General features: G+C 69.8%; 16 protein-coding genes. 9 read left to right on the top strand and 7 right to left on the bottom strand.

Annotated features, from left to right (window positions below; translation table 11 throughout):
* Positions 1–69: 69 nt before the first annotated feature.
* Genes CLV34_RS07870 through CLV34_RS07895 form a run of 6 tightly spaced genes read left to right on the top strand, consistent with a single transcriptional unit; the run spans position 70 to position 9,692 of the window.
* Entirely contained in the window at positions 70–4,692 is a 4,623-nt protein-coding gene (locus CLV34_RS07870) for a DUF4082 domain-containing protein (protein WP_170044619.1), read from the top strand.
* Between the two features lie 2 nt (positions 4,693–4,694).
* Entirely contained in the window at positions 4,695–5,786 is a 1,092-nt protein-coding gene (locus CLV34_RS07875; RefSeq protein WP_245859091.1) for a Gfo/Idh/MocA family protein, read from the top strand.
* Complete coding sequence (locus CLV34_RS07880) at positions 5,783–6,775, top strand: NAD-dependent epimerase/dehydratase family protein (RefSeq protein WP_100349688.1); 993 nt, start codon at positions 5,783–5,785, stop codon at positions 6,773–6,775. Before CLV34_RS07875 ends, CLV34_RS07880 begins: the two co-directional genes overlap by 4 nt.
* Positions 6,776–6,788: 13 nt before the next feature.
* Positions 6,789–7,940, top strand: a complete 1,152-nt coding sequence (locus CLV34_RS07885; RefSeq protein WP_100349689.1) for a DegT/DnrJ/EryC1/StrS family aminotransferase — start codon at positions 6,789–6,791, stop codon at positions 7,938–7,940.
* Complete coding sequence (locus tag CLV34_RS07890) at positions 7,933–8,592, top strand: NeuD/PglB/VioB family sugar acetyltransferase (protein WP_100349690.1); 660 nt, start codon at positions 7,933–7,935, stop codon at positions 8,590–8,592. Before CLV34_RS07885 ends, CLV34_RS07890 begins: the two co-directional genes overlap by 8 nt.
* A complete protein-coding gene (locus CLV34_RS07895) occupies positions 8,589–9,692 on the top strand; it encodes a DegT/DnrJ/EryC1/StrS family aminotransferase (RefSeq protein WP_100349691.1) in 1,104 nt (367 codons plus the stop codon). The genes CLV34_RS07890 and CLV34_RS07895 overlap by 4 nt, the downstream gene beginning before the upstream one ends.
* Here the strand turns inward: CLV34_RS07895 and CLV34_RS07900 are convergent.
* Genes CLV34_RS07900 through CLV34_RS07915 form a run of 4 tightly spaced genes read right to left on the bottom strand, consistent with a single transcriptional unit; the run spans position 9,669 to position 15,209 of the window.
* On the bottom strand, positions 9,669–10,817 hold the full coding sequence (locus tag CLV34_RS07900) for a glycosyltransferase (protein ID WP_100349692.1): 1,149 nt from the start codon (positions 10,815–10,817) through the stop codon (positions 9,669–9,671). The two genes, CLV34_RS07895 and CLV34_RS07900, sit on opposite strands and share 24 nt — an antisense overlap.
* On the bottom strand, positions 10,814–11,848 hold the full coding sequence (locus CLV34_RS07905; RefSeq protein WP_342747212.1) for a glycosyltransferase family 4 protein: 1,035 nt from the start codon (positions 11,846–11,848) through the stop codon (positions 10,814–10,816). Before CLV34_RS07905 ends, CLV34_RS07900 begins: the two co-directional genes overlap by 4 nt.
* Positions 11,845–13,191 carry an O-antigen ligase family protein gene (locus CLV34_RS07910; RefSeq protein WP_157803751.1) on the bottom strand — a complete coding sequence of 449 codons (1,347 nt, stop codon included), beginning with the start codon at positions 13,189–13,191 and terminating at the stop codon, positions 11,845–11,847. Before CLV34_RS07910 ends, CLV34_RS07905 begins: the two co-directional genes overlap by 4 nt.
* Before the next feature lie 32 nt (positions 13,192–13,223).
* Positions 13,224–15,209: a glycosyltransferase gene (locus CLV34_RS07915; RefSeq protein WP_100349695.1), complete on the bottom strand. Its 1,986-nt coding sequence runs from the start codon at positions 15,207–15,209 to the stop codon at positions 13,224–13,226.
* Between the two features lie 124 nt (positions 15,210–15,333).
* Here CLV34_RS07915 and CLV34_RS07920 point away from each other — a divergent pair, with 124 nt between their 5' ends.
* Positions 15,334–16,161, top strand: coding sequence for a glycosyltransferase family 2 protein (locus tag CLV34_RS07920; RefSeq protein ID WP_157803752.1), 828 nt, complete (start codon positions 15,334–15,336; stop codon positions 16,159–16,161).
* 24 nt (positions 16,162–16,185) lie between these two features.
* On the opposite strand, the gene CLV34_RS07925 is transcribed toward CLV34_RS07920, so the two are convergent.
* Positions 16,186–17,331 (bottom strand): glycosyltransferase family 4 protein, encoded by a 1,146-nt coding sequence (locus CLV34_RS07925; protein ID WP_100349697.1) that lies wholly within the window; start codon positions 17,329–17,331, stop codon positions 16,186–16,188.
* A 114-nt stretch (positions 17,332–17,445) separates the two neighbouring features.
* Here CLV34_RS07925 and CLV34_RS07930 point away from each other — a divergent pair, with 114 nt between their 5' ends.
* Positions 17,446–18,702, top strand: a complete 1,257-nt coding sequence (locus CLV34_RS07930; protein ID WP_170044620.1) for a hypothetical protein — start codon at positions 17,446–17,448, stop codon at positions 18,700–18,702.
* A gap of 12 nt (positions 18,703–18,714) precedes the next feature.
* Here CLV34_RS07930 and CLV34_RS17205 read toward each other — a convergent pair whose 3' ends face one another.
* Positions 18,715–19,257, bottom strand: a complete 543-nt coding sequence (locus CLV34_RS17205; protein ID WP_100349699.1) for an acyltransferase — start codon at positions 19,255–19,257, stop codon at positions 18,715–18,717.
* A gap of 64 nt (positions 19,258–19,321) precedes the next feature.
* Positions 19,322–20,353, bottom strand: coding sequence for a glycosyltransferase family 2 protein (locus CLV34_RS07940; protein WP_100349700.1), 1,032 nt, complete (start codon positions 20,351–20,353; stop codon positions 19,322–19,324).
* 149 nt (positions 20,354–20,502) lie between these two features.
* Between CLV34_RS07940 and CLV34_RS07945 the strand changes: the two genes are divergently transcribed.
* A complete protein-coding gene (locus tag CLV34_RS07945; RefSeq protein ID WP_211289374.1) occupies positions 20,503–21,714 on the top strand; it encodes an ABC transporter ATP-binding protein in 1,212 nt (403 codons plus the stop codon).

Raw genomic sequence — 21,714 nt, forward strand, 5'->3', positions numbered from 1 at the left:
TACCGACGGCAGAGCCGAGTCGCCCGGCGGCTGATCGCAGCAGGAGCGACCCTGCTGACCCTCGGTGCCTTGCTGCCGATCCTCCCTGCGGCCGCGTCTGACGACCCGTGCGGGCCGAGCTCCAATGCGATTGTCTGCGAGAACTCGAAGCCCGGCACGCCGGAGGACCAGTGGGACATCTCGGGCGCGGGCGACTCGAGCATCCAGGGCTTCGCCGACCAGGTCAGCGTTCAAGACGGCGACACGATCAACTTCAAGGTCGACACGGACGCGTCCGCCTACAGCATCACGATCTTCCGTACGGGGTACTACGGCGGAGACGGGGCGCGGAAGATCGCGACCGTCCAGCCGTCGGCAACGCTGCCGCAGGAGCAGCCCGCCTGCCTGTGGGACCAGACGACCGAGCTCACGGACTGCGGCGACTGGTCCGTGTCGGCGTCGTGGAAGGTTCCCGCCGACGCGGTGTCCGGCGTGTACGTCGCGCGGCTCCAGCGCACGGACACGGGCGGTGCCAGCCACATCATCTTCGACGTGCGGGACAACTCGAGCCACGCCGACATCGTGGTCCAGACGTCGGACACGACGTGGCAGGCCTACAACTCGTACGGAGGGTCCGACTTCTACGAGGGCGCGGCGAACGGCCGTGCCTACAAGATCAGCTACAACAGGCCGATCATCACCCGTGGGACCGTGGAGGACCGAAGCTTCTACTTCTCGGCGGAGTACCCGATGGTCCGGTTCCTCGAGCAGAACGGCTATGACGTCACGTACCAGTCCGACGTCGACACCGACCGGTACGGCAGCCTGCTCACGAACCACAAGGTGTTCCTGTCGTCCGGGCACGACGAGTACTGGTCCGGCCAGCAGCGCAAGAACGTCGAGGCTGCACGAGACGCCGGGGTGAACCTGGCGTTCTTCAGCGGGAACCAGACGTACTGGCGGACGCGGTACGAACCGGGATCCGACTACCGCACACTGGTCTCCTACAAGGAGACGTGGTCCTACGGCAAGATCGACCCCGCGAACGAGTGGACCGGCACCTACCGCGACCCGGAGTACGCGCCGCAGTCCGAGGGGGCAGGGATCCCCGAGAACGCACTCGCAGGCACGCTGTACGTCTCGGACGTCACCGACCTCCCGGTGACCGTGTCCGCCACCGAGGGCAAGCAACGGTTCTGGCGAGGAACGGGCCTGGACACGATGACTGCCGGGCAGTCGGTCACCCTCGCTCCGCACACGATCGGCTACGAGTCGAACGAGGACCAGGACAACGGCTTCCGCCCTGATGGCATCATCCATCTGTCCACGACGGAGGGTGACCTCACCCACTACATCCAGGACTTCGGCATGGTGACCGGCTTGGGTCACACCGTGCACAACACGACGCTCTACAAGGCGCCGAGCGGGGCCCTCGTCTTCTCGACAGGATCGATCCAGTGGGCATGGGGGCTCGACGCCGACCACGACGGTGCGACGGCGCCGGCCGATCCCCGGATGCGCCAGGCCACGGTCAACATCTTCGCCGACATGGGCGCGCAGCCGGTCACGATCGCCTCGGGCCTCGTCCGGGCGACAGGCTCGACGGACACGACTGGGCCCACCGTCACGATCACCAGCCCGACGACCGGCAAGAACATCGCCAACGGAACGGTCGTCACGGCGACGGGGACGGCTACGGACAGCGGGGGCGGGGTGGTCGCTGGTGTCGAGGCCTCAACCGACGGCGGCAAGACCTGGCACCCGGCGTCGGGCGGCGCCGCCTGGACCTACACGTACACGCAGTCCGGTTCGTCGACCGCGTCGCTCCGCGTTCGCGCCGTCGACGACAGCGCCAACATCGGGGCCGCCGCGTCCGTGTCGCTCCAGACCTCCTGCCCGTGCAGCGTCTACGGCGACGTGACCCCGCCCGACGTCGACAACTCGGACAACTCCGCCCTTGAGCTCGGGCTGCGCTTCACACCGGACTCCGACGGCTACGTCACTGGCGTCCGGTTCTACAAGAGTCGCTTCAACCTGGGCACCCACGTGGGCTCGCTCTGGTCGTCCGACGGCCAGCTGATCGCGCGGGCGACCTTCGCGGACGAGTCCGACACGGGCTGGCAGACCGTGGCGTTCAGCTCGCCTGCAGCCGTCACGGCAGGCACGTCCTACGTGGTGTCGTACTCGGACCCCCGCGGCCAGTACTCGTCGAAGACGTGGGAGTACTCCCTCGTGGGTCGAGACGCGCCGCCCCTGTCGGTGAAGGGGGGCTATGGGGCCGCCAAGGCAGGGACGTTCGGGTCGATCGGCACGTTCCCGGCGCAGTCGTACAACGACTCCACCTACTACGTCGACCCCGTGTTCGAGCTGTCCGACGCTTCGCCGGTGACGGTGACCGACCAGTGGCCCGTCGCCGACTCGACCAGTGCGGGAACCGGCTCCACGGTGACCGCCACGTTCTCCAAGCCCGTCGACGCGTCAACGGTCTCCGTCGCCGTGAGCGACTCGGCCGGCAACGCCGTCGCCGGCTCGACCTCTTACGCAGCTGCGAGTCGGATCGCGACCTTCACGCCGTCCTCTGCGCTCACGCCGGGGGTGACCTACACCGTGGCGGTGAAGGCGACCTCCGTGGACGGCACCACCCTCACGACGGGAAGGACGTGGAGCTTCACCACGGCCAAGCCGGACAGTTCGGGCGCCGACTGCCCGTGCTCGCTCTTCACGCCGGACACCGTCCCCGACGTCGTCGAGGACCCTGACCGAGGACCTGTCGTGCTGGGTGTCGAGCTCTCACCGACGCAGGACGGCACGATCACGGGAGTCAAGTTTTACAAGGGCCCCGACAACACCGGGACGCACGTCGGGTCGTTCTATGCCGCGGACGGATCATTGCTCGCGTCTGCGACCTTCACCGACGAGTCCAGCTCGGGATGGCAGACGGTCACGTTCGCCACACCGGTACCGGTGCGCGCGGGCGAACGGTACGTCGCGGCCTACAGTGCCCCCCGTGGCATGTACTCAGTCACCGTCGGAGGCCTCGCGAGCGCGACCTCGGCGCCCCCGTTGGTGACGCGTGCCTCCGCGGGCCGCTATACGTACGGGTCTGGGATGCCTGACACGTCGTCGACTGCGAACTACTTCGTCGACGTCGTCTTCCAGCGACCGCTTGCTGCTCAGGTCGTGTCGACGACCCCGGGGAGCGACGCCTACGACGTGGCGGCGGGAACCACTGTCGCGGCGACGGCATCCGAGCCGCTCGCCGGCGGGACCGAGCTCACAGTCGTCGACGCGGCAGGCGGCACCGTGGCGGGCACGTCGTCGCTGTCGTCGGACGCCCTGACGGTGGCCTTCGTCCCCGCCGCGCGCCTCGCGGCAGGTGCGACCTATACGGCGTCCCTCCACGGCGCGAAGACCGTCGACGGCGTGGTCGTCCCCGACGTGACCTGGTCCTTTACGGTGAAGGCTGCGGCCTCGGCGGGAGACTGCCCGTGCTCGCTCTTCGCAGCGGCCGTCCCGGACGTGGCGGGCGTCGGTGACGACCACTCCACCGTCGAGCTCGGCACGAGGTTCACACCGCAGGTCGACGGTTGGGTCTCCGCGATCCGGTTCTACAAGGGCCCGGGCAACGGCGGCACACATGTGGGGACGCTGTGGACCTCCGACGGTACGAAGCTGGCGAGCGTCACCTTCACGGACGAGACCGAAACAGGGTGGCAGACCGCTGCCCTCGACGAGCCGGTGAAGGTCACGGCCGGGACGACGTACGTCGCGTCGTACCTCGCGCCGCAGGGTGGCTACGCTGCGACGTCCGGTTACTTCTCGGCCGCACGCACGGTAGGCCCGCTCACGGCGCCCGGCGGTGAGAACGGCGTCTACGTCTACGGAGGCGGTTTCCCCCAGTACTCCTGGAGCTCCACCAGCTATTTCGTCGACGTGGTCTTCGACGACGACCCGGCGCCCAGCCTGACGTCAATGACGCCCGCGGCCGGCGCGGCCGGCGTCAGCACGTCGTCGACGGTCACGGCTGTGCTGTCCGCGGCGCCCGTCGGCGCCACCCCCGCCCTCGCGCTGTCGAGCGCGTCCGGGGGCGTGGACGGAGTGAGCACGTTCGAGACGTCATCGCGAACTGTGACGTTCACTCCCGCGGGCGAGCTGTCGCCGGCCACGAAGTACACGGCGAAGGTCACGACGGAAGACGGCACCGTGGTCGGGAGCTGGACCTTCACGACGGCAGCGGCAGTCGTCACCGGGCCGCAAAGTCTCTGGGCGACGACCGACGAGCCCGCTTCGGCGAGCTGGCCGGACAACGGTCCGGTGCAGGTCGGCGTCAGGGTGACCGTCGGATCGGCCGGAACGGTCACCGGTGTCCGTTTCTACAAGGGCCTGGGCAACGGAGGAGCGCACGTCGGGTACGTCTGGTCCGCATCAGGAGCCCGACTCGGGTCGGGGACGATCGCGAACGAGACGGCCATGGGGTGGCAGACCATCACGCTCGACACCCCGGTCCACGTGACCGCGGGCACCAGCCTGGTGATCTCGTACTACGCGCCACAGGGGCACTACGGGGTGACGGTCGGTGGGCTCGCGCAGCCGCGGTCCCAGGGCGACCTCACGACGTCGGCGACGGGCGGCGCGTACACGTACGGCACAGGCTTCCCCGACGGCACCTCTGCGGCGAACTACTGGGTCGACCTCGTCTTCGAGAAGGAGTGAACGTGCCCGGTCACGGCAACGGCACGGGCGACGACGCCGCGCCCCGGCTCGGCGTCGCCGTGGTCGGCGCGGGGTACTGGGGTCCGAATCTCGCCCGCAACTTCGCAGCGAGCGGCGCGTGGGACCTGGTCGCGCTCTGTGACCTCGACCTGGACCGCGCGTCGCGTCTGGCGCGGTCGGTGGGACGCGTGGACGTCGTGGGATCGGTCGACGACCTGCTGGCGCGTGACGACGTGGACGCTGTGGCGATCGCCACCCCTGCTCGCACCCATCACGGCATCGTGATGTCCGCGCTCCGGGCCGGCAAGCACGTCGTGGTCGAGAAGCCACTCGCGGAGAGCGGCGTCCAGGCGCGCGAGATGGTCGACCTCGCGCAGGAGCAAGGTCTCGTGCTCATGACCGACCACACCTACTGCTACACGCCCGCCGTACAGCGCATCCGTGAGCTCGTGCACGACGGAGTCCTGGGCGACATCCTCTATATCGACTCGGTCCGCATCAACCTCGGCATCGTCCAGCCGGACGTCGACGTCCTCTGGGACCTGGCCCCGCACGATCTCTCGATCCTCGACTTCATCCTCCCCGGTGGGCTCCGACCGGTCGGCGTCGCTGCGCACGGCGCGGACCCGCTGGGTGCGGGGAAGGCATGCATGGCATACCTGACGCTGCCGCTGCCGGACGGGGCGATCGCACACGTCCACGTCAACTGGATGAGCCCGACGAAGATCCGACAGATGGTGGTCGGTGGGAGCGAACGCACGTTGGTGTGGGACGACCTGAACCCGCAGCAGCGCCTCAGCGTCTACGACCGTGGCGTCGACCTCGCGCGGCGTGGCGGAGACGAGCGGGCCGCGGCGACCGTGTCGTACCGGCTCGGCGACACGTGGTCGCCTGCGCTGCCCGAACGCGAAGCGCTCGCTGCGATGGTCGACGAGTTCGCGGCGAGCATCCGAGAGCGGCGGGCGGCGAGGACCGACGGTCATGCCGGCGCGCGCGTCCTCGGGATCCTCGAGGCCGGCTCGACGAGCCTGCTGCAGGCGGGCACGTTGGTGAAGATGCAACAGTCAGACGACAAGGTGGGGATGGTGGCGTGACGAGTCTCGAGGGTGCTTCGGTGCTGGTGACCGGTGGTGCAGGGACGATCGGTTCGACCCTGGTAGACCATCTGCTCGCGGCGGGTGTCGGTCACGTCGACGTGCTCGACAACCTCGTGCGGGGGCGGCGCGAGAACCTGACGGACGCGCTCGTCTCGGGCCGAGCCGACCTGGTCGAGGGAGACCTCGCGGACCGTGACCTCGTCCACGACCTCACGCGCGGCAAGGACGTCGTCTTCCATCAGGCCGCGATCCGGATCACACAGTGCGCGGAGGAACCGAGACTCGCGCTGGAGGTGCTTGTCGACGGCACGTTCACCGTCCTGGAGGCCGCTGCGGCGCACGGTGTCGACAAGGTGGTTGCCGCGTCGAGCGCGTCGGTCTACGGTCTCGCGGAAGAGTTCCCGACGGGCGAGCGACACCATCACCACAACAACGACACCTTCTACGGTGCCGCCAAGTCCTTCAACGAAGGAATGTTGCGGAGCTTCAAGGCGATGTACGGGCTCGACTACGTGACGTTGAGGTACTTCAACGTCTACGGCCCTCGTATGGACGTCCACGGGCTGTACACCGAGGTCCTGGTGCGGTGGATGGAGCGGATCGCCGACGGTCTGCCCCCGCTCATCTTCGGTGACGGGAGCCAGACGATGGACTTCGTGTACGTCCCCGACATCGCACGGGCCAACGTGCTCGCTGCGCAGAGCGGAGTCACGGAGGGCGTCTACAACATCGCGAGCGGGACCGAGACCTCCTTGCTCGAGCTGGCGCAGGCCCTGCTCCGCGCCATGGACTCCGACCTGCCCGTCGAGTTCGGCCCGGAGCGGGCCGTGAACGGCGTGACTCGTCGCCTCGCAGACACGGACTCCGCCCGCCGAGACCTCGGTTTCGAGGCCACGACCGATCTCGAGACGGGGCTGCGCGGCCTGGTCGAGTGGTGGCGTCCGCAACGCGCGGCGATCGCCGCCGGGCGCACGCTCAAGAGCTGACCAGGAGGCCGGGATGAGCCGCATCAACGTCATGAAGCCGTGGCTCGGTCCTGAGGAGATCGATGCGGTGTCTGCCGTCATCGCCTCGGGGTGGGTCGCACAGGGGCCACGCGTGGCCGAGTTCGAGGACGCGTTCGCGCGTGCGCAGGGGATCGAGCACGCCGTGGCGACGTCGTCGTGCACGACGGCGCTGCATCTCGCGCTCGTCGTCGCCGGGGTGGGCCGCGGCGACGACGTGGTCGTCCCGTCGTTCTCCTTTGTCGCGACGGCCAACGCTCCCGTCTACGTGGGGGCCCGTCCCGTCTTCGCCGACGTGGACGCGACGACCGGTAACGTCACGGCAGAGACCGTCGCCGCGGCGCTCACCGAACGCACCAGGGCAGTGGTCGTCGTGGACCAGGGTGGGGTGCCCGCGGACCTCGACGCGATCCGCGCGGTCACAGCTCCGCGAGACATCGTCCTCGTCGAAGACGCTGCGTGCGCTGCCGGATCGACGTACCGCGGGGCACCTGTAGGACGTCGGTCGGACGTGACGGCCTGGTCGTTCCACCCTCGCAAGATCCTCACGACGGGGGAGGGGGGCATGATCACGACGAGCGAGACGAGCTGGGCAGACCGCGCGCGGCGACTGCGGGAGCACGCGATGAGCGTGTCGGCCGCGGACCGGCACTCGAGCACGCTCGCAGTCGCGGAGCAGTACCTGGAGGTCGGGTACAACTACCGCATGACAGACCTCCAGGCCGCGCTCGGGATCGTCCAGCTCGGGCGGCTCCCCGCAGCCGTCGCGCGGCGGCGTGAGATCGCCGCAGGCTACGCCGAAGGGTTGGCGGGAGTCTCCGGGCTGCGCCCCGTCAGGGACCCCGCGTGGGGCACCTCGAACTTCCAGTCCTACTGGGTCGAGATCGAGCCGGAGTATCCGCTGACCCGTGACGAGGTGCTCGCCCACCTCGCGGAGCGCGACATCTCGGCCCGCCGCGGGATCATGGCTGCCCACCGGGAACCGGCGCACGCTGGTCGTGACACGGGCTCGGCGCCGTTGCCCGTCACCGAGCGTCTCAGCGACTCGACCCTGATCCTCCCGCTGTTCCACGAGATGACCGCGGACGAGCAAGGTCGGGTGCTTGAGGCGCTCACGGACCCGACGCGCCCCACCGCGCATGGCTGAGATCGTCCTCGTCGCCGCCGGAGGGCTTGCGCGCGAAACGATTGCAGCCGTGCGCGCAGCGGGGGACGACCGCGTCGTCGCGCTCCTCGACGACGATCCGTCATCGTGGGGGAGCGAGGTCGGGGGTCTGCCGGTCGTCGGACCGGTGGAGTCGGCGGTGACCTGGGGTGGCGACACGACGTTCGTGGTGTGTGCGGGGCGGGGCACTGTCCGCGAGCGCCTCGTCGCGCGGCTGTCCGCGGTCGGCATCGAGCGCGAGCGCTTCGCCGCGGTCTTCCACCCCGCCGCGTCCGTCGCCGACGGGTGCCTCGTCGGCGCAGGCTCGATCCTCCTCGCGAACGTCGTGCTGACGGCCGACGTCGTCGTCGGCGAGCACGTCGTCGCCATGCCGGGGGCCGTGCTCACGCACGACGACGTGCTGCACGACTTCACGACCGTCTGTGCGGGTGTGGTGCTCGGCGGAGGGGTGGTCGTCGGGGAGCGCGCGTACCTCGGGATGGCCGCGTCCGTCCGGCAGGGTCTGACGATCGGCCGTGACGCAGTCCTTGGCATGGGCGCTGTGCTGCTCCAGGACCTACCCCCGGGCGAGACGTGGGCCGGAGCTCCCGCCCGCGCACTCGACACTGCGCGATCCACCAGGAGGCCGCTGTGAACATCCCTTTCGTTGACCTCGCCGCCCAGTTCGCCGAGGTGGCCGACGAGGTCCTGCCGGGTGTCGAGGAGGTTCTCCGGACCGCCGGCTACGTCGGCGGTCCGCACGTGGCGACGTTCGAGGCGGCCTATGCGCAGTTCGTCGGGGTGAGTCATTGCGTCGGCGTCGGCAACGGCACGGACGCCATCGAGCTGGCGCTGCGAGCGGTCGGCGTCCGAGCGGGGAGCGAGGTCGTCGTACCCGCGAACACGTTCATCGCGACTGCCGAGGCGGTCTCGCGCATCGGTGCGACGCCCGTCCTCGTGGACGTGGACGACGACTACCTGTTGATCGATCCCGAGGCCTGCGCCGCGGCGATCGGCCCGCGCACGGCTGCGGTGGTTCCTGTCCATCTCTTCGGTCAGGTGGCCCCCGTCGAGGAGGTCTTGATGCGGACGCGCGACGCGGGGATCCCGGTCGTCGAGGATGCCGCACAGTCTCAGGGGGCTCGGCGTCACGGACGTGCAGCGGGGACCCTGGGGGCGGCGGCGGCCACGAGCTTCTACCCGGGCAAGAACCTCGGGGCTGCGGGTGACGCAGGAGCCGTATTCACCGACGACTCCCGGGTTGCACGGGACGTGCGTGTGCTCGCGCAGCACGGTAGCGAGCAGAAGTACGACCACGAGGTCGTCGGCATGAACTCGCGGCTCGACGCGATCCAGTCCGTGGTCCTGTCGGCGAAGCTGGCACGACTCGAGACGTGGAACGCTGCGCGCCGAGCCGCAGCCGCCCGCTACGCCGAGCTGCTCGCCGACCTTCCGGTCCGCGTGCCGACGACCAGGGAGGGCAACGACGACGCCTGGCACCTGTACGTCGTCCGCGTCGAGGGCCGCGACCGGGTGCTGGCAGACCTGGCCGGCGCGGGGATCGGCACCGGTGTCCACTACCCGACGCCGCTGCACCTGACGCAGGCGTACGCAGGGCTGGGTCTGCGCCGCGGGGCATTCCCGGTCGCCGAAGCGGCGTCGGCACAGATCCTGTCGCTGCCGATGCATCCCCACCTGACGGAGGACCAGCAGGTACGGGTCGTCGATGCCTTAAGGCGCGCGCTCGGCGCCTGACAAAGCGACGCGAGCCACCACCTCCGCCATGAGCCGCGACTGACGGTCCCAGGTCGCGAGCCCGTCCGGTGGCACGAGGCGGGGAGCATCCTGCTCCAGGGCCGCCAGGACAGCGTCGGCGAACCGGGCCCGGTCGGCGATCGTGGCACGGTCTGGGTCGAGGTCACGGAAGCCTGCCACGGGCGTCGCGACGACGTGCCGTCCCGCAGCGAGGTATTCGTAGAGCTTGATGGGATCGAGCGACTCCGTGAAGGCGTCCACGACGTGCGGGACGACGAGGACGTCGGCCTGCTGGAGATATGCCGGGACCGCCAAGTGCGGGCGCCGCCCAAGGAGGACGACCCCGGCGTCGACGAGCGCGGAACGTGACGACTCCTCGAGCGCGTCGGGCCCCAGGAGCACGAGGGAGCCGCTGCCGCCGATCTGTCGAGCGGTCCGGCACACGAGCTCGACGTCCAGCCGGTCCTCGTGCAGGGTGCCGACGTAGAGGGCGACGGGTCCTGGGGGCAGATCTCTGGGGCGAGGCTGATCGGCCTCGTAGGCGGCGAGGTCCACGCCGTTCGTCACCAGGTGGACGGCCCGGGTCCGCCCTTTGAGGGACGCGAGGTGGGGGGAGCAGACCACGACCTCGGCCGCCCGCTCGAGCAGGGTTTCCTCATAGGCGATCGTCTTCGTCAGCTCGTTCTTCGAGCGCGAGGCCGCGGTCCAGTCGTCCGTGATGTCGTACAGCGTGGGGAGCCCTGCGTCGAGCAGCGCGGCGGTGCTCGGGTCGTTGATCCATATGACTGGGCGCCGCGCACCCACCGCTTCGGCTGCACGCAGGATGGCTCGCGCCCTGCGCGCGTCGTATCCCGGGTCCACCCGGCGGGGGAGCAGCTTGGTGGGCTGGTACAGCCAGAGCCGGCTTCCGGCGACACCCTTGAGCATCGGGCCGTTGCGGAGCCCTGCGCCGCGACGGATCCGCCGTTCCCGACGCATCTCGTGCGTCGCGTCCACAGCGGGCTCGACGAACAGGACGGTCAGCTCGGGGTCGTGGCGCAGCAGGCGGGCCACGAGGTGCTGGTTGCGGCGCCAGACATCGTCCCAAGCCTCGAGCGACGTGACGACGAGCGCGCGCGGAGTCATCGCGCGACCACCTGACGATAGACGGCGTCGGTCGCCGTGACCTGACGCTCGACCGTGAACATCTCCCGCTGGCGTGCCTGCAGCCCGGCACCGAGCAGGTCGCGGTCGGACTCGGAGTCGGCCAGCTGTCGCAGTCGGGCGGCTGCGGCCTCGGCGTCCCGCGACGCGAAGAGGCCGGCACTCCCCACCGTCCCGAGCGACTCGAGATGGCCTCCCGACCCGTCGGCCACCACCGGGGTGCCCGCCGCCATCGCCTCGATCACGCTCAGGCCGAAGTGCTCGCCTGGCGTGGGTGCGAGGAAGATTGCCGCCTGCCCGAGGCGATCCGGAAGATCGGAGACGCGCCCGACGAACTCGGTCGAACCGTCCACGCCGAGGCGCGACGCCTGGTGTTCGAGGCTCGCTCGCTCCGTCCCGTCGCCGGCGATCGTGAGCGTCCAGCCGTCAGAAGCGAGACCCGCTCGGGCGAAGGCCTCCAGGCCGAGGTCGGCGTGTTTCTCGGGCTCCAGGCGTTGCGCCATGAGGATCTGGCGGGGCCGGGTGCGCTGGGGGAAGCTGTCGGGCTGGTCCTCGGTGCCTGCGTACACCACGACGGAGCCGCCGTCTATCGACTGCTGCACGAACCTGCTGATCGCGATCTGCTCCTGCACAAGACGACGGGCGACGCCAGCACCGAGCGGTCCGAGCGGCCCACGCCCACGCGGTGCCGCGAAGTGCCGCGTGGCGACGACCGGCGGGAAGTCTCGGCGGACCGTTCCCGCCAACGAGACGGCGATCTCGGCGGCGGTCATGTGGACGTGCACGACGTCGGCGCCGTCCGCCGCGTGGTGCACGGCCCTCGCGACCGGGAGCACGCGGTCACCCGCCACGACGAGCTCCACGCCGTCGACCAGCGCCGATCTCATGGCGACGGGCTCGCCGCCGACCACGCGGACGTCGTGCCCTGCTTGCTGCTGACCTGATGCGAGCACTGCGATGTGCCTTTCGGCTCCGGCGAAGCCTGACGATCGGATGACGTGGAGGATCTTCACGGGCTCACCATCGTGGTCGTCGGTCGGTAGGACGGGGGCGCGAGCTCGGGCGGCGGGACGTGGTGTCGTCCCTTGGCGCGGCGGCTGGGTGGGAGGTCTCCGCGTTCGTCCGCGAGCGCGGCCGCGCCGACGCAGACGCCGGCGATCAGGTACGGGACCGAGACGCTGACGGCGACCCAGAACAGGTCGAGCTGCCCCTGGACGAGACGCATCAGGACGACCGTGAATGCTACGGTGCCGAAATCAGCGCGGACCTTCCAGAGCACCCACAGGCCCCCGATCGCGAGCACGACGAACCCCGTGAGCCCGACGACTCCGGTCGACGAGAGCACCTCGAGCTCGGCGTTCGGCGGCTGGAACGAGAAGTACTTGCCCGTGTACCACCATCGGAGACCGACACCGAACAATGGTGCGACGCGCCACACCGTGAGCGAGTCCTGGAACCAGCTGAGCCTCTGGTACGTGGAGTTGAACTGGTTGCCGCTGTCGACCTGCTCGTGCGTGCTCGTGAGGACGAAGACGACGGCCACCACGATCGGCACGAGCACCCAACGCGAGTGCCGGACGCCCTGCCCTGGGCGCAGCATGAGGATCACCAGGCCGACCGCCAGGCTCACGTACGCCTGGCGCGCCTGCGAGGCCGCGACCGCGAGGACGAAGAGCCAGAAGAGCGCCCGAGTGAGGTTGCGCGGCCAGCGGAGCCACGGGGGCCGTGCGTACATGACAGCCGCGGCGAACGCGAGCGTCGTCCCGATGTAGTTCTTGTGCATGCCGTACGGCCAGAACAGGTAGACGGCGCCGAAGTCGCCTCGCGCTGCTTGCGTCAGCCACGTGAAGAGCGTCCCGACGGCGATGGCGGCGCAGGGCGCCAAGAGAAGTGCCAGGGCTGCGGACGCGTGTCCGGAGCGCCCGAGCGCCCACCCGACGACAAGGGCGCCTGCGACGAGCATCCACGCGTGGCACCACTCGACGACGTTGGCCGTGTACGGGTTCGCGATCACGGTGAAAAGGGTCGTGAGCTGGTAGAAGGCCGAGATCCAGAGGAGCGCGCGCATGGGCCGGGAGAAGGGTCGGGGCCCCAGTGCCAGGGCGACCCAGGTGGCGCCGAACAGGACGAAGTCGCTGAGAGAGAGGCTGACACCACCGCCGACCCGCTGGACGACGATCATCCCGAGCATCGACAGGAGCGGTACCGCCATCGGGTCGAGCAGTGACGCCCCGACGGCGACGACCAGGGACACGAGCGCGACGGCCACGATCCGGTCGGCGGGCAGCGCCCAGCCGATAGCGGCGAGCACCGCTACCGCGGCGAGAGCCGTGGTCGTCCATGCGCCGATGCGCACGACCGGTATCCGTGCGGTGCCGAGGCGGCTGGTCACGGCCATCGGCCCCCCAGCAGCCGACGCTCGGTGCGGTGCGGGCCTGAGACGAGGATCCGTGCGCGAGCACGTGCCGCCGCGCCGCGCTGTCCGGTGAGCAGGAGTCCACGGGCGGCGGCTCCTGCGACCTGCGCGGATCGCGCCACCTGCCAGCCGAGCGCGCCGAAGTGCTTGCGGAAGTACTTCTCCTGTGAAGCGTAGAAGTGAGTGATCCGTCGCCCTTCGTGATCGCTCGTGCCCCCGCCGGCGTGCACGGCGGACGCGTTCGGGACGATGGCGTGCCGCCAGCCTCGGTCGGACGCCCGCCGCGCCCAGTCGGTCTCCTCCGCGTAGAGGAAGAACTGCTCGTCGAGCCCGCCCACGTCGCGGATCGCCTCGGCTCGCAGCAACAGCACGGAGCCGATGACGAAATCGTCACGGTCGCACAGACGGCCGAGGCCGAGCGCCTCGGCGAGCGCGCGCCCCGGTGAGGGCCACGGCCACGAGACCCGTGCCGGGACGCCGTCGTCGTCCACCTGCCGGGGGCCCACGCTGGCGAGGCGAGGGTCGGCCTCCAGCGCGAGTCCCATCGCCTCCACGCTCCGGAGGTCGACCTCCGCGTCGGGGTTGAGGAGGAGCACGTCAGCGTCGGGCGCGAGACGGTTGGCGAGGGCGAGGTTCACCGCTCGCGCGAAGCCGGTGTTCGCCCCGGGGTCCAGGTAGATCACGCCGGCGTCGTCCGCGACGTGGCGCACCGCAGGACTCGACGAGTTGTCGACGACGGTCGTGGGCAGGGTGCCGGCGACCGGCGACAGCGCCCGGGCCAGCATCTCCGGGTGGTGGTACGCGACCACGATCACCTCGACCGGGCGCGGACGGCGTCCTGCCGTCGGCACGGGCGAACCTGCCGAGCCGGGCCCGACCGCCCGCTCGTACATGTGGAGGTACTGTCGCGCGACCTCTGTCCACGTGCACCGCCGCGCGCAGGCCAGACCGGCGTCGCGGAGCGCGCCGGCGCGGTCGGTGGCTGCACGCAGCAGCGCGGACCGAAGAGCCTCGCTGTCGCCTTCAGGTACGACGAGCGCCGCGTCGCCGAAGAGCTCCGGGAGCGCGCCGGAGCTGCTCACGACGACGGGAGTCCCGCACGCCATCGCTTCGACGACAACCCGGCCGAACTGCTCGACCCAGGTCGGCGTCGTCAGAGACGGGACGGCCAGGACGTCGAGGTCCCGGTAGAAGCGGGTGAGCGCAGCGCCGGCCAGCGAGCCGTGCCAGGTCGTGCGGGGAGCCTGGAGCAGCTCGGCCCGGAGCGGACCGTCTCCTGCGACGTGGAGCTCCAACCGGTTGTCGCCGGCCACGGCGTCCAGGAGCACCCGAAGGCCCTTCCGTTCCTCCAGCCGCCCGGCAAAGCCGACGCGGACGACCCCGTCGTCCGCCTCGCGCGGGCTGGAGCCCGGAGACATCGCATCCGGATCGATCCCGAGCGGGATGAGGTCCGGTGCCGGCACGAGACCGCGTTCGCGCGCGATCTCGCCGGCCTCGGCATTGCAGACGCTCAGGCCGGAGGCGTGCCGAAGGAGGATGCGCTCGATCCAGCGGAACGGGACGGGGTGCTTCTTGCGCAGGTTCTGCGCCGAGTACAAGGTGTAGCGCAGCCGTGGGCGCGGGCGGCGGTGCAGGAGTCGGCTGAGCCAGGCCAGCGCGAGGACCTCCGTGGCGGCGAGGGAGTAGGGCTCCTCGTGCACGTCGACGAGGTCCCACGAGCCGCGTACGGCGCGCCACACGGCCACGGGGTCGTAGACGAACAACGCCGGATGGTCGCCCCAGGTGCGCGCGGACCGCAGGTCCTCTCCGTCCCGCGCCTCGGCGCGCACGACGGAACCGGCTTCGGGCCAGGAGCGGGCCGTAAGGAGCGCCACCTCGACCCCGAGCGACCGCAGCTCGCGCTCGCGCTCGCGCCACGCGTCCACGACCGCGCTGTGCGACACGCGAAGGACCTTCATGGGGAGGATTCTCGCCTACTCGTCCGCCTCTCCCGACCGTCCGCCTTCATTTCACCCGCGACCTGGCGGGACGTGAGCGACACGGTCGGTGAGGATACGATCGCGTACCTTCCGAGGAGTGCCTGTGCCAGAGCTTTCCGTCCTGCTGTGCGTCAAGGACGGTCAGGAGACCGTCGGTTCCGCCGTGCGGTCGACCGTCCGCGCCCTCCCGTCGGATGCGGAGCTGGTCGTCCTCGACGACGGCTCGACGGATGCCACGGTCGACGTCGTCCGGCGTGTCGCAGACCGGCGTGTCCGCGTGCTCTCGGAGGCGACGAGTCTCGGACCGGCCATGGCGCGTCAGGCTCTCGTCGACAGGACGGACAGCCGGTTCATCGCCATGATGGACGCTGACGACGTGGCAATGCCGTGGCGCTTCCGAGCGTCGCGCCGAGTGATGAGACGCCACGACGCACCGATGGTGTTCACCCAGGTCGTGCCTTTCCGGGACGCGCGTCACCCGCTGCGACCTGGTCTCCCGGTCACGGCGTCACCGGCGGCGGTCCGGCTGCTGCTCCTCATCGGCAACAACCTCTACCATCCGACGCTGTTCGCCCGCCGGGACGTGCTGGAGAGCCTCGGGGGCTACCGCGACTGCGTGGCCGAGGACTACGACCTGTGGCTGCGCGCGGCGACTTCAGGTGTGCGGATCGCGCGCTGGGGCGGTCCGGGGATCGCCTATCGCATCCATGACAAGCAGGTGAGCAAGGCGCCTGACTTCATGGCACGTGCCGAAGCGCTGGGGATGCTCGCCGAGAGCCGTGACGGGCTCCGGAGCGTGTTCGGACTGGTGCCGGGGTCGGATGACGGCTCGCTCCGTGCGGTCGTCGCGAGCGCGGCAGAGGCCTCGGGGCTGAACCGTGGTGAGCGCTTCGCCGTGGATCAGTTCGTCCGCGAGCGGCTCCGGGGCTGACCACACCAGGGCTGGTGCGCCGCGTCAGGTGACGATGTGACCGGCCAGCTTCTCCTCGTGCACGCGCTGGTAGACGTCGTAGGTGCGGTCCGCGACCTGCGACCACGAGGCCTGTCGCGCTGCATCCCTGCGAGCTTGTTCTCCGAGCCGGCGCCGCATGTCACGGTCGGCCACGATCGGTGCGAGGGCACGCACGATCGACACGGGGTCATGGTCCACGATCGCGCCGTTGCGGCCGTCGACGACGAGATCCTCCGAGACCCCGAGCGGTGTGGCGACGACTGGAAGGCCGGCCGCCGCCGCCTCCAGCACCACGAGCCCGAACGCCTCGTAGGTCGTGGGGAACACGAAGACGTCGCCGGCCTGGAACGCGGACTCGACGGACGACGTGTGACCCGCGAACACCACCCGGCTCGCAACCCCGAGCCGTGCGGCACGGGCTCGGAAGGGCGCGGGGTCGTCGCCTCCGACGACGAGCAGCCGGGCGTTCGGGGGCAGGTGCGGCAGGGCGTCGATGACGGGCGCGAGCCCCTTGCGCCGGAACTCCTTGCCGACGAAGAGCAGCACGACGTCGTCGTCCGAGAACTGGTGGCGGGCGCGAACCTCCGCCCGTCGTGCAGCGGCGTCCGGCGGCTGGAACCGGGCCGTGTCGACCGCGTTGGGGATCACGGTGATGCGGTCGGGGTCGACGTCGTAGAAATGCGTGAGCTCTCGCCCGACGCTCTGCGAGACCGCGATGACACGGCGGAAGCGGCTCGGCCGGTAGTTGCTCCGCTCGACGTGGAGGACGGCGTGGTGGAACGGGTTGGCCAGCGCCCGTACGACCTCGCCGTGGTGGAGCTTCATGTCCCACCATGCGCGGTGGCAGCTGTGCGCGGTGATCACGTCCTGGGAGCGCGCAGCGCAGCCGCCCTGATTGTGGACGATGTCGAAAGCCCGCGTCGTGACGCTCCGGGTTGCCGCAGCGGAGTACGTCAGCGGGACCATGAAGGACGGACGGGTGCGCGCCGGCACCCGCAGCCAGGTCAGGGGTGGCTCGGGCTCCGGATCGACCGCGGTGGCGACGAGGGTGAGGTCCAGCCGCTCTGCGAGGCGCGAAGCCAGCTCGTAAGAGACGCGCTCGATCCCACCTTCGTGGTTGAACCGGAACGAGGACATGGCGACACGCACCCGGTCATGCTAGGTGCGCCCGGAAGACGCGTGGGCGACGTGACCACAGCTCGTCGGAAAATCACCCATGCCGCCCGCATCCCAGTGTCGCTGCGGGACCTTAGTGTCGGCAGCATGTCCTCGGCGCTGCAGGTGCTCGTCCGCCCCCACGCATTGATCGCGACGTCACCACATCGACGCGTGCCTCCTCGGCCGCCCGAGCGCCAAGAAGCTGGTTACCTCGAGAAGTTCGACGACAGCACGGTGTTCTACGACGTGTTCCGGTGCGGGCGGAAGGTCTTGGCCGTCGGTCCGCCCGCTCACGGCCTGGAATCCGTGGTCGACGACGCCGTCGTCACGCCGGCTTTCGGTTCCAAAGGGTCGGGGGTGCACTTCGCCTCGGAGAAGGGTCTGGATCGTCTCGGACGCTTCTGGGCGTCGTCCCCGAGGTCGGACGGGCCGCTCCGCATCCGTGCTGGCGCAGGCCCGGACGACATCGAGGTCGGTGCCGATCTCGCGGGAGCGTTCGCTGGGAGGCGTGCAGTCATGACGCTGTCGAAAGACAACGACCTGGAGTGGATCCGGTATTGGGCGGGCTGGTACGCGCAGCGGCACGGTGCCGATGCCCTCGTCGTGTACGACAACGGATCCACGGCGTACTCGACGGGCGACCTCGTCGAGACGCTCGCCGGTACCGTGGGCGTTGCGGTCGCAGCCGTCGTGGAGTGGCCGTTCACGTACGGCCCGCAGGGCTTCGAGCCGTATCGGACGTGGGACTCGAACTACGCGCAGCACGGCGCGCTCGAGCACGCGAGGTGGCGGCTGCTTCGTCGGGCGGCAGGCATGGTGAACGCGGACATCGACGAGCTGATGCTCGACCCCGAGGGCCGTTCGGTGTTCGACGCGACGACCGCTTCGCGCTCTGGTGCACTGTCGGTGCCCAGCACGCTCCTCCATCCCGCACCGGGCGCAGTCCTTGGGCGACCGCGGCACAGCGACTCATATTTTGAGCGCGTCGAGAGGGAACCGACCGACCCGAAGTGGTGTGTCGTCCCGTCGCGCCTCCCAGCGGTGGCGCAGCTGGGGATCCACGGGGTGGTCGGCGTCAGGATGGACCGCGCGCCCGGCTTCAGGCTCGGCCACTTCTACGCGATCACGACGAACTGGGCGACCGGTGACCGGATCGCGGCGCACGCCGATCTGTCGTCGTCGAAGGTCGACACCGAGTTCCGCAGCAGGTTCGCGGGAGAAGTGGCGTCGGTCGGAGTGGCTGAACCTGCCTCGCAGCGGCTCTCGGCGCGGGTGAGCCGCACCGCGTCACGCGCAGCGAGCGCTGCGCGCGAGCGCGTCAAGCGAAGCACGTTCGGGGCGGCGCTCCGACGACGCCGTTGACCGCCGGTCGCGTCAGACGAGGATGCCGTCAGTCGTTGGGGGCTCTTGGGAAACAGCATCGAGGGGGAGATCACGCACGTGACGAGCCGGCACGCCCACGTAGAGACCGTGGGCTCTGAGGTCGCTCGTAACCACGGCCCCGGCACCCACCACGCAACCGGGCCCGATAGTCACTCCCGGCAGGACCATGGCCCCTGATCCGATCCAGGTGCCGGTGCCGATGGTGATTCCCTCTGCGTGGTGCTCACCCGCCCGGCCGTCCGGCGCACCGATTCGGTGCGCGCCCGTCACAAGACTGACGTTGTCCCCGATCCCCACGTTCTCTCCGAGAACGATCGGTCCGGACGTGTCGATCGTCATCCGTGGGCCGAGGTAGCAACCTCGCGGCACGGTCAGTGGCCCGACATCGCGGATCAACAGGCCAGCGCAGACCTCGGCGTGGTCGTCGACGTGCACGGCGGCGCGCGAGAGTATCCGTCGCCGGGCGCGCTGTCGCCACAAGGGCCACCCCGCGATCCAGACGATGGTCTCGCGGCGCCTCGAGTAGGCGGGCATGTGTCTCCTCAAGCAGCTCTCGACGGCCAGCGACCGGTCGACGTCGTGGTCCTCATGGCAAGCGTCATGCGCTTCCCAGGTAGCGCCGAGTCTTCCGCACGAGATTCCCACCGCGCATGTGCACATAGCACAGTCGGCCCACAGCTCGCCGTGTGCGCGCAGACTGATCGTCCTGCACGAGGCGGGCGAGGAGCCGTTGCGCGAGCGATGAGCTCCCCGGTCGCGTGCTTTGGCCCAGCGCGAGGAACTCGACCGACATCTCGCTCTCGTTGCGGGCCACGCACTCGAGGCCGGTCCAGACAGCGTGCGACGCGATCCGCTTCTCGACGGCCCGTCGCAGGCCCACGCTGCTTGGCGGGATCGCCATCCGGAACGTGCGCAGCCGCTCGGAGAGGTCCGCGAGCTGGCTGTATCGCGTGTGATGCATGTTCTTGTCGTGGATTCGATAGTGCGCCTGTGGAGGACCGCTCAGTCTGACGACCGAGCCGTGGAGCGCGCTCTGCAGCCAGTAGTAGAGGTCCCCCGTGTGGGGGAGGTCCTCCCGATACGGCCCGACGGCATCGAGTGCGCTCCGCGAGATGATCGCTTCAGGGCTGTAGATCACGTTGGTGGCGAGCCGGCATACCTGCTCGACCCACCTGCTGCCGCTGATCACGTGGGCATGGCCCGGGGCGTCGGAGACCGCAGTGGGTCGATCCCGAAAGACATCGACCGGGCCGTAGATCAACGCGAGATCCGGGTTTGCGAGGAAGGCGTCCTGTGCTCGTCGCAGCGCCCCCGGGGTGAGGAGGTCGTCCGCGGACAGGAGGACGACGAGGTCACCGCCGACCTGCGCCAGCCCGTCGTTGTACGTCCGGATATGTCCTTGGTTGGTCTCGTGGACGACGATTCGCACTCGCCCGTCGCCGTCCGCGATCCGCTGTGCGACCCGCAGGCTGTCGTCCGTCGAGCAGTCGTCCACGATGATCACCTCGACCTGGACGGAGTCCTGGTCGAGAACACTTCGTACCGCGCGCTCGAGGAAGCGTGCGTAGTTGTAACAGGGGATCACAACGGAGAAGAGCGGCTCTCCTGCGCCCCGTGTACTGCCCGTCATGGACTGCCGCCCCTCCCGTGATCAGCGGTGGCCGCGCGTCGCCGCGCTCACACGGTAGCGACCCATCCTGCGTCGACGGCCACGTCGAGCGGGGTTTTCACCCGGACCGTCGGCACGGAGACCTCCGCGGGTCGCCTATCGTTCCTGTCGTGCCCCCGAACCAGCCAGCCGTCCGGGCGGTCGGACTCGGGAAGACGTTCCAGATCGGCCGTACCGACTCACGCGCCACCGCCGTCGAGGCGGCGCTGCGCTTCGTGCGCAACCCCAGTCGTCGCGGGGCGGCGTCCGAGCTCCGGGTGCTCGACGACCTCACCTTCGACATCGAGTGGGGTTCGGCGACGGGGATCATCGGACGAAACGGCGCGGGCAAGTCGACCCTGTTGAAGATCCTCACGCGTGTCTCGCCTCCGACGGACGGCCGCATCGAGCTGGCGGGCCGCGTCGGTTCGCTCCTCGAGGTGGGGACGGGGTTCCACCCAGAGCTCACAGGCCGCGAGAACATCTTCCTCAACGGCAGCCTGCTGGGGATGACGCGCAAGGAGATCCGCGCACGGTTCGACGAGATCGTCGACTTCTCCGGGGTGGAGAAGTTCCTCGAGACACCCGTCAAGCGCTACTCGTCCGGGATGTACGTGCGGCTGGCGTTCGCCGTCGCAGCCCACCTGGAGACGGAGATCCTCGCCATCGACGAGGTGCTCGCGGTGGGCGACGCCGACTTCCAGGCCAAGTCGCTCCGTCGCATGAGAGAGGTTGCGAAGGAGGGGCGGACCGTCCTGTTCGTGAGCCACCAGCCGCAGACGGTCCTCTCGTTGTGCACGTCGGCCATGTTTCTCGATCGCGGTCAGCTCGCCTACCACGGTGACGTCGAGGGCGCGCTCGATCTCTACCGACGCTCCTACGAGAAGTTCGCCGTGGAGCAGTCGGACCCGTCAGCCCGGCCGGGGTCGGGCGAGATCCGCGCCGCCGAGGTCCAGGTCGGGGCCGACCAGTACGAGCCGGAGGACGAGAAGGTCGTGACGGTGCACGTGCCACCGCACCCTGCCGAGAGCGCGCCCTACTACGTCTCGTGCCACGTCAACGACGTCAACGGCACAGTGCTCCTGCAGTGCGACTCGCGGCTGGTCGGCGGGTGGTACGACCCGACGACAGACAACACCGTCGAGCTGCGAATCACGTCGCCATGGCTCAAGCCGGGGCGCTACACGATCGACGTGTTCGTCTGCGGGCGCGTCGTCCTCGACTCGTGGGAAGGTGCTGCGGCCTTCGAGGTCTACCCCCACAACCCCTATCCGGAGTTCGCGACCGACGACGCGTTCGAGAGCGGTCTGGTCTTTCCGAGATTCCAGTACAAGGTGAGCTGA

This window comes from Luteimicrobium subarcticum, from assembly GCF_002798015.1.
GTDB lineage: Bacteria > Actinomycetota > Actinomycetes > Actinomycetales > Cellulomonadaceae > Luteimicrobium > Luteimicrobium subarcticum.

Excerpts from the sequence above, each read along its gene's own strand:
- CLV34_RS07885 (WP_100349689.1), top strand. The coding sequence starts at position 6,789 with ATGAGCCGCATCAACGTCATGAAGCCGTGGCTCGGTCCTGAGGAGATC.
- CLV34_RS07890 (WP_100349690.1), top strand. The coding sequence starts at position 7,933 with ATGGCTGAGATCGTCCTCGTCGCCGCCGGAGGGCTTGCGCGCGAAACG.
- CLV34_RS07900 (WP_100349692.1), bottom strand. The coding sequence starts at position 10,817 with ATGACTCCGCGCGCGCTCGTCGTCACGTCGCTCGAGGCTTGGGACGAT.
- CLV34_RS07915 (WP_100349695.1), bottom strand. The coding sequence starts at position 15,209 with ATGAAGGTCCTTCGCGTGTCGCACAGCGCGGTCGTGGACGCGTGGCGC.
- CLV34_RS07930 (WP_170044620.1), top strand. The coding sequence starts at position 17,446 with ATGTCCTCGGCGCTGCAGGTGCTCGTCCGCCCCCACGCATTGATCGCG.
- CLV34_RS17205 (WP_100349699.1), bottom strand. The coding sequence starts at position 19,257 with ATGCCCGCCTACTCGAGGCGCCGCGAGACCATCGTCTGGATCGCGGGG.
- CLV34_RS07940 (WP_100349700.1), bottom strand. The coding sequence starts at position 20,353 with ATGACGGGCAGTACACGGGGCGCAGGAGAGCCGCTCTTCTCCGTTGTG.